The 723-nt window shown below is 46.5% G+C and carries 2 protein-coding genes; both read left to right on the plus strand.

The window, feature by feature from the left end; all coding sequences use genetic code 11:
- The first annotated feature begins 62 nt into the window (after positions 1–62).
- Positions 63–617 (plus strand): MotA/TolQ/ExbB proton channel family protein, encoded by a 555-nt coding sequence (locus R7093_RS25390; protein ID WP_005497833.1) that lies wholly within the window; start codon positions 63–65, stop codon positions 615–617.
- Positions 614–723: ExbD/TolR family protein (locus tag R7093_RS25395; RefSeq protein ID WP_029787863.1), on the plus strand; the 110-nt coding region annotated here is incomplete at its 3' end. The genes R7093_RS25390 and R7093_RS25395, both read left to right, overlap by 4 nt.

Raw genomic sequence — 723 nt, forward strand, 5'->3', positions numbered from 1 at the left:
GCAGAGCGCGATATGTCTAACAACAAAGGCAACCGTAACACGATAGCGGAGAACGCAGCGTAATGGAGCAGATCCTACTCAACACTTTGGGTTTGATCAGTGAGGATTGGGCCAATACCTTGATGAGCTTTATGCAGCAAGGTGGCCAAATCCTATGGTGGTTGGCTGCCGTTGTAGCGGTGTGTTGGTTACTGGTTATGGAGCGAGTGGTTTACTTAACGACGGTATTTCCGAAGGTAAACAAACAGCTTCGTGAACAGTGGTTGGCACGGTCAGAGCACCACTCTTGGTATGCACATCAAATCCGCGATGGATGGATTGCAAAGGCACAAATCGAATTGCGCCAAAACCTTTCGACGATCAAGCTATTGGTGGCCATTTGTCCCATGCTTGGTCTGTTGGGTACTGTCACTGGCATGATTACCGTTTTTGACGTGATGGCCTCACAAGGCAGCAGCGATCCAAAATTGATGGCTTCGGGCATCTCTTTAGCAACGCTGCCTACTATGGCAGGTATGGTGGCAGCATTGGCGGGCATGTTTGTACATGCTCGTTTAAGCAAAGTATGTGAACGTAAAGCGATCCAATTAGAACAATCTTTAAGGAGTCAGAAGTGAGACTCGGACGCAGACCAAATCAACAAGACGAAGCTCAAGTCGATTTAACATCGATGCTTGATATTGTATTTATCATGTTGATTTTCTTTATTGTTACCAGCTCTTT

The sequence above is a fragment of the Vibrio sp. 1580 genome (genome assembly GCF_033340055.1).